Source organism: Nostoc sp. (assembly GCF_036917455.1).
Classification (GTDB): Bacteria; Cyanobacteriota; Cyanobacteriia; order Cyanobacteriales; family Nostocaceae; genus Nostoc.
On record NZ_JBALDK010000015.1, the window covers coordinates 20,558 to 27,853 of the forward strand.

General features: G+C 39.7%; 2 protein-coding genes and 1 pseudogene. All 3 read right to left on the bottom strand.

All coding sequences use genetic code 11. The features are described 5' to 3' along the window. Positions 1 to 18: 18 nt before the first annotated feature. The gene (locus V7K42_RS01010) at positions 19 to 5,442 is read right to left on the bottom strand and encodes a trifunctional serine/threonine-protein kinase/ATP-binding protein/sensor histidine kinase (RefSeq protein WP_334912704.1); all 5,424 of its coding nucleotides are present in this window, start codon (positions 5,440 to 5,442) and stop codon (positions 19 to 21) included. 121 nt (positions 5,443 to 5,563) lie between these two features. After that, positions 5,564 to 5,833, bottom strand: a complete 270-nt coding sequence (locus V7K42_RS01015) for a sensor histidine kinase (RefSeq protein ID WP_334912706.1) — start codon at positions 5,831 to 5,833, stop codon at positions 5,564 to 5,566. Positions 5,834 to 5,847: 14 nt separating this feature from the next. Then, positions 5,848 to 6,816, bottom strand: a pseudogene (locus V7K42_RS01020) (protein kinase domain-containing protein); the annotation flags it as partial. Between the last annotated feature and the right edge of the window lie 480 nt (positions 6,817 to 7,296).

The window sequence follows — 7,296 nt, forward strand, 5'->3', positions numbered from 1 at the left end:
AAAGTTCGCGTGGATATGCTAAATCGGTAGCTGGATCGCAAATTCAGTACCTTCGCCTGGTTTAGAATTTACCTCGATCGCTCCTCCATGTTTCTCTGTGACAATCTGACGCGCGATCGCTAATCCTAAACCCGTACCTTTACCTACATCTTTTGTAGTAAATAAATGGTCAAATATTTTTGATTGTACTTCTTTACTTATCCCTTTACCATTATCAGTAATGGCAACTTTAACTAAATCATTTTCGACTGAGGTTGTAATTTTAATGCAGTTAGGATTAACTTTAATTTCCTCAAAACTGCGTCCCTGATTAGATTCATCCAAGGCATCAATCGCGTTGGCAATAAGATTCATAAATACCTGATTTAATTGACCAGGAAAGCATTCTACCTGGGGCAAATCACCGTAATTTGTGATAACTTCAATGGCAGGACGTTGTTCATTTGCCTTCAGACGATGTTTGAGAATGAGAATGGTGCTATCAATGCCTTGGTGGATATTGAAAGGCACTTTATAATCTTGATCGGCACGAGAGAAAGTACGTAAACTGGTGCTGATATTTTTGAGGCGATCGCACGCCATAGACATAGAATCAATAATTTTGGGCAAATCTTCTAAGCTATAATCCAAATCGATTTCTTCGGCGTGGTTAAGAATTTCATTATTCTTATTAGGGAAACTTTCTTGATATAATTTTATGTGTTGGGTAATCTCAGTAATAGTGGGTTTAGCTTGTTTGAGACTAGCAGCAATAAAACCCAAAGGATTATTCATTTCGTGAGCCACCCCTGCGACTAAGTTTCCCAATGCAGACATCTTTTCACTTTGCACGATTTGTAATTGAGCACGCTGGACTTCTTGTAAAGCGGCTTCTAGCTGTTGGGCATATTCTAGCGATCGCTCATACAGTCGAGCATTTTCCAAAGAAATTGCTGCTTGAGCGCAAAGTAAGTTGAGTAGTTGGACGCGATCGCTCGTAAACACCCCCGTTGCTAAATTATTTTCTAGATATAAAATGCCCACCAATTTCCCTTGATGCAAAATCGGGCTACACAAGATACTCTTGGGCTGCTGACGGATGATATAGGGGTCATTGGCTAAGGTGCGATCGGCGCTTGCATTCACCAGCACAGCAGTTTGCTTGTCATGCTTGACTTTGTAAATCAGTCTGTGGGGAATGTCCTGGCTATCTTCAATGGGAATACGCTGCAAGACAACTGGCTTTGAACCTGTGGTAATTGACCCTTTGATTAACAGGCGATCGTCTCGCAAAAGCATTAACACACATTTATTAGCCCCCGCATTTTCAATAACGATTGTCATCAACGATGAAAGTAGATTTCCCAGTTCGATTTCACCGGAAATAGCATGAGAAGCTTTGAGAATAGTAGCTAAATCTAAAGCCACAGAAATATTACTACTAGATATGGCCGAACTGGTGGAGGTAACACTACCCAATGTGAAGAGAGTTTCGTGAGTGGAGAGAGGAGAACGGGTTTGCTCTAATATAGGTCTAAGTAGTTGCGGATAGCGAGCTTCTAATTCAGCAACTTTGGCTTTTGCACCCCAACGAGCATAGCCATAGTAGGCTTCAATCATGTAGTCCCCAGCAATGCGCTGTTTGCCCCAATCTAGGTAGAACTTTGCTGCCAGTTCGTTAGCAAGTGCTTCTTCTTGGATATATTCGTTGGCTTTGGCTCCAGAAATTGCCTGGTCGTAAAACTCAATTGCTTTGGCTTTTTGTCCAAACACTCTACTTTTTTCCGCCTCTACCAAATCAAACTTATGTTGATAATTCATGGGTGCATGATCCGCCCATTGCTGTAACTTGGTTTGGTTTTCTATGACACCCTGCAATGCTTCTGATGCTTCATCTAACTGTGAATTTAATTGTGCCAAAGTTAGCAGAGAATCATAAAGATAAAATACTGGTTCGCTGACTAATCCCGCACCAGCCATAAAATAGCGCCTGACTTCAATAGCATGATTTTTCGCTGGCTCAATTTCTCCAAACAAGAAACAAAGCATCAGTTTATACAAATGGAAAATATATAATCCATATCCATCATTGGCAGACTGTAGCTGCTGGAGAAATTCTGTTTCTTCAAGGGCTTTCCCAGACAAAAGGGTGGGATGTTCTGCAACACCTAACAGATTTAAAACTGGCTGCCAATAGATCCGGCAATAATTTGCGGTTGTCAATTGATTTAATTGCATCAAACTATGGCAGTAGGCGCAAATATCCTGTTCTAAGGTAGCCAGGGGTTGATTGCACCAAAAAGAATTGAGACAAAAAGTGTGGCCATTATATCCAGCAAGTACCAGGTTTCCAAATTCTAAGGCACTGGTATAACCCTCTTGCAAGAGGGGTAGTGTTTCTTTAATGTGAAATTTGCGGTGTACAACAAATATTCCCAAGATCATCAAAACATCTGTTTTACTTGCTTTGGCATCGAGTTTTGAAATAATCTGGAGTCCCAGGGAACCAAATTGCGATCCTGTATCTATGGCTTGTAAGAAATTGCAGAGAATACTGCCATAGGTTGCATAGCCTAAAGCAGAAGTCGATGTGTTACCGTACTGAATTGAGAGTTTAACGGACAAACTATTCAGCAATGGGTACAGCGCAGAGCCAGAGAGGTAAGCTGCTGGGATTATGATATTGACAATTTTAAGAGTAGCGAGTTTTTCTGCATCTGTCATTTCAGGCAAATGAACCAAATCAGCGATTTCCCTATCTCCAATGAGTTCCTCAATCTGTTGGATTTCCTGTTGAAGATGTGATGGTGTCGGTGTTTCAGGAAAGGTTATATCAAGCTGTTGTAAGACTGGTTGGGCGATCGCGATCGCTGATGTCAGTTTACTTTGGGAAATAAGAGATTGAATTCTAATGCAGTAAACATTGACTTTTTCAGGTAAGAAGTGTGCCTGTTGAATGACAATATCAATGAATTTTTCCATCGCCTCAAAGTTGCCATTTAGCATTGCTACTTCCGCAGCTAATTCATATAAGGCGAGGGTCATTTCATACTGCTGCTGCCAAGCATTTTTTCCCAACAAAGACAATCCCACTGTGGCATATTCACGCGCTGCTTGATAGGCGGTTGAAGTTTTAGCTTTGCGACAGGCAATTAAATTGAGTTTGGCTAATTCTTCTCGTTCTGTTGGTTGGGTAATTAAAGCAGTTCCGTGATTTAATTGATTGACGATTTCAAAAATCCGGTCAACTCTAGCTTGTGTAGAAATCTGTTGCAGTAATAGTTGTCCGATTTTGTAATGAGTCGCCTGTTTTTGATCATCGGGAATTAGGGAATAGGCTGCTTGTTGAACGCGATCGTGTAAAAATTTGTAGGTAACATTTTGAGATTTTTCTGAAGTAACGGCTTGACTTTCTGCCCCTACATAAAATTTATAAACATCACCGATCGGTAAAATCAAACCTTCTTGCAATGCTTTCCATAAATTTGCTGCGGTTTCTACCTCTGAGTGTTCTGAAACAATTGCTAATGTTGTTAGCTCAAACTGATTGCCAATACAAGCGGCTAACTTCAGAATATTTTGGGTTGCTAAGGGTAACTTGTCTAACTGCAACGCCATAAATTCTACGACATCATCGGTCAAGGCTTGTTGATTAATTTTGGAAAGTTCGCATTGCCAACAGCCTAACTGCAAGTTAAATTGAATGAGATTTTCCTCATGTAGGGCTTTGAGAAATTGGGTGGCAAAAAATGGGTTGCCTTTAGTTTTTTGATAGACTAATTGTGAAAGGGGTAATGTCAAATTTTCTGTACTTTTTAGGGTATCAGCGACTAATTGATTGATTTGGGATCGACTCAGGGGTGTTAAAGTAATAGTATTAATGGCTGCTTGGTTTTTTTGAATTTCGCTCAAAGTCAACATTAATGGATGGGCTGGATTGACTTCATTATCACGATAAGCACCAATGATGAAAAGATGACCTGTATCAGCCATTAATAGCTGTATCAACTTTAATGATGCTGAATCAGCCCATTGTAAATCATCTAAAAACATCACTAATGGATGTTCTTTAGTTGTAAAGACTTGGGTGAATTTCTGAAACAATAAATTAAAGCGATTTTGGGCTGCCGTTCCTGATAATTCTACTGCTGGTGGTTGTTCACCAATGATTTTTTCTAATTCGGGAATGACTTCAATAATTACCTGACCGTTGTCTCCCACAGTTTCTAATATTTGATTTTTCCATTGCTCTAGTTGGACATCACTTTCGGTTAACAATTGCCCCATTAAATCCCGAAATGCTTGTACAAAAGCAGAGAAGGGAATATTGCGTTGAAATTGGTCAAATTTTCCTTTGATAAAATAACCGCGTTGTCGAACAATTGGTTTATGAACTTCGTTGACAACGGCAGTTTTCCCAATACCCGAAAAACCTGCTACCAGCATCATTTCTACCCCCCTTAGTCCCCCCTTAGCAAGGGGGGATTCAGGGGGGTTAGCGACTCGCTCAAATGCTTGTAGTAAAGTTTCTGCTTCGGTTTCTCGTCCGTAGAGTTTGTCGGGGATGATGAAGCGATCGCACATATCCCGTTGTGCAATCTCAAAACCCTCAATCCTACCAGAAACTTGTAACTGAGTTAAACAATTTTCTAAATCAAATTTCAATCCCAATACACTTTGATATCTGGATTCGGCATTTTTTGCCATGAGTTTCATCACGATGTCACAAATAACTTGGGGAATCTCTTCTCTATTACCTAAAAGTGGTGGAAGTTTAGCAATATGAGAATGTACCAACTCCATCGGATCGTTTGATTCAAACGGTAAAACTCCACTGAGTAATTCGTAAAAAGTTACACCCAAAGAATAAAAATCAGTTCGGTAGTCAATCCCCCGATTCATTCTTCCTGTTTGTTCTGGAGAAATATAAGCTAGTGTCCCTTCTAACACATTGGGATTGATTAATGTTTGGGTTTCTCGTGGTAATAAAGATGCAATACTAAAGTCAATTAATTTAATTTCTTTGGTTTCGGGGTTAATTAAAATATTGGCAGGTTTAATATCTTTATGAATAATCCGCTCTCGGTAGAGTATATCTAAGCTGTTGCAAAGTGCGATCGCAATTTCTAAAAAAGCCCCCAAAGAAAGTCTATTTCCTTCTTTGATTGCCCATTCTTTCAGAGAAATCCCCCCAAAGTCTTCCATGACTAAGGTATAACCATTTTGATAGGGTTCTAGGCTATAGGTTTGGACGATTAGGGGTGAGTTAAGGTTTTTAGCAATGGTATATTGATTGCGAAACTGTACCAATTCGCTGAAACTGGGATAGGAATTTTTCAGTAGCTTAATCACTACAGGTTTGTGGTCAGTCTCTTGATAACCGCGATAAACTAGAGTCCTGGAACCGTTATAGAGTTGTTCGCTAACTTGATATCCGGGAATACTGGCTAGATTGCTTACCATACTGCTAAATTCTGAAGACTTTCAGATTTAGTGTTCCCAGATATAGCCCTACTTCATCATTTGTGAAAGGTTCAGATCCCTGACAAATTTTACGAAGTCGGGCAGCTTGTTGTTCAATAATTTACACCGGAATTTCAATGATAAATTCAGTACTTAGACCTAGAACAGAATTACAACTTAATTTACCACCGTGGGTTGATTCAACAATTTGACGAGCGATCGCCAATCCCAACTCCGTCCCTTCCCCCACAGGTTTCGTCGTAAATAAATGGTCAAAGATTTTTTGTTTGACTGATTCACTCATCCCTTTGCCGTTATCAGCGATCGCAATTTTTACCCGTTCATTTTCGACCGATGTTTGAATCTTAATGCAGTTGGGATTGGCCTTAATTTCTGCCTTTGTCCAGCTTGGACAAAGGCGGAAAACGGAATGTTGCGATTGAACTGGTCATATTTGCCTTTGATGAAATAGCCGCGCTGTCGGGTGATGGGTTTGTGGACTTCATTCACCACTACTGTTTTGCCAATACCAGAAAAACCAGCCACCAGTATCAGTTCAGAACTACCACTAGCAACACGATCGAAGGCTTTCAGTAAAGACTGAACTTCATTTTTCCGTCCATAAAGTTTGTCAGGGATGATGAAGCGATCGCACATATCCCGTTGAGCAATTGGGAAGTCTTCTATTTTGCTCGTTTCCTTTAATTGAACCAAGCAGTTTTCTAAGTCATATTTCAGCCCTAATGCACTCTGATAACGGTCTTCGGCATTTTTTGCCATTAACTTACTAACAATAGCAGAGAGTACAGATGGAATTGCTGAATTAATTTCATGTACTAAGGTTGCTGATTTCGCAAGATGATAGTGTACCAACTCCATCGCATCCTTTGACTGAAATGGTAAAACTCCCGTCAGTAATTCGTAAAAAGTTACGCCCAAAGAATATAAATCAGTATGGTAGTCAATCCCGCGATTCATCCTTCCTGTTTGTTCTGGGGAAATATAAGCGAGTGTTCCTTCCAGCACATTTGGATTTATCAGTGTCTGCGTTTCTCGTGGTAGCAGAGATGCAATACTAAAGTCAATTAATTTAACTTCTTTGGTTTCGGGATTAATTAAAATATTCGCAGGTTTAATATCTTTATGAATAATGCGATGGCGGTAGAGTATATCTAAGGTATTGCATAGTGCGATCGCTAAAACTAAAAAATCATATAGAGACGCGATATATCGCGTCTGGTCATGGGTGAAATATTTTTTTAGAGAAATCCCTCCAAAGTCTTCCATCACTAGTGCATAGCCATTTTGATAGGGTTCTAGGCTATAAGTTTGGATGATTAGAGGTGAGTTGAGATTTTTAGCAATGTAGAACTTACGCATTGACAAAAAAGACAATAAATGCGGTAGGGGAAATCGGAAAAGAATAGGCGATCGCTAGTCAGCAGGGGACTGGAAAGACGGATAATTTACACTGTCTCTATTGACTGTGCGTTCGCTTATTTTTAAACTCGAAATTGAATTAAAGCTTTAATTTAAAGGGGAAAGAGCTATTTTTAAGTAAGCAGCCAATACAAAGTAAGATTTGTTACTTTTATATTCGGCTTCTAGAAGCATCTATTTAAGGCGCAGAGGGGTATAAACCATAAAAATGGATAAAACCTTGTTTTAGCTAAAAATGTCTGAATTGCCTGTGGAGCCTATATTGTAAGCCCTGTAAGGATTAATTAAATTTTCTGGTCAAAAATGAGCGAACGCACAGTATTGAGGATATGGGCAATCAGAGCGACAACCAAGCCATCGACCGCCAAGTGTGATCTGAATACTTATACTCTGTTTCTACTGGCAGAATCAAAA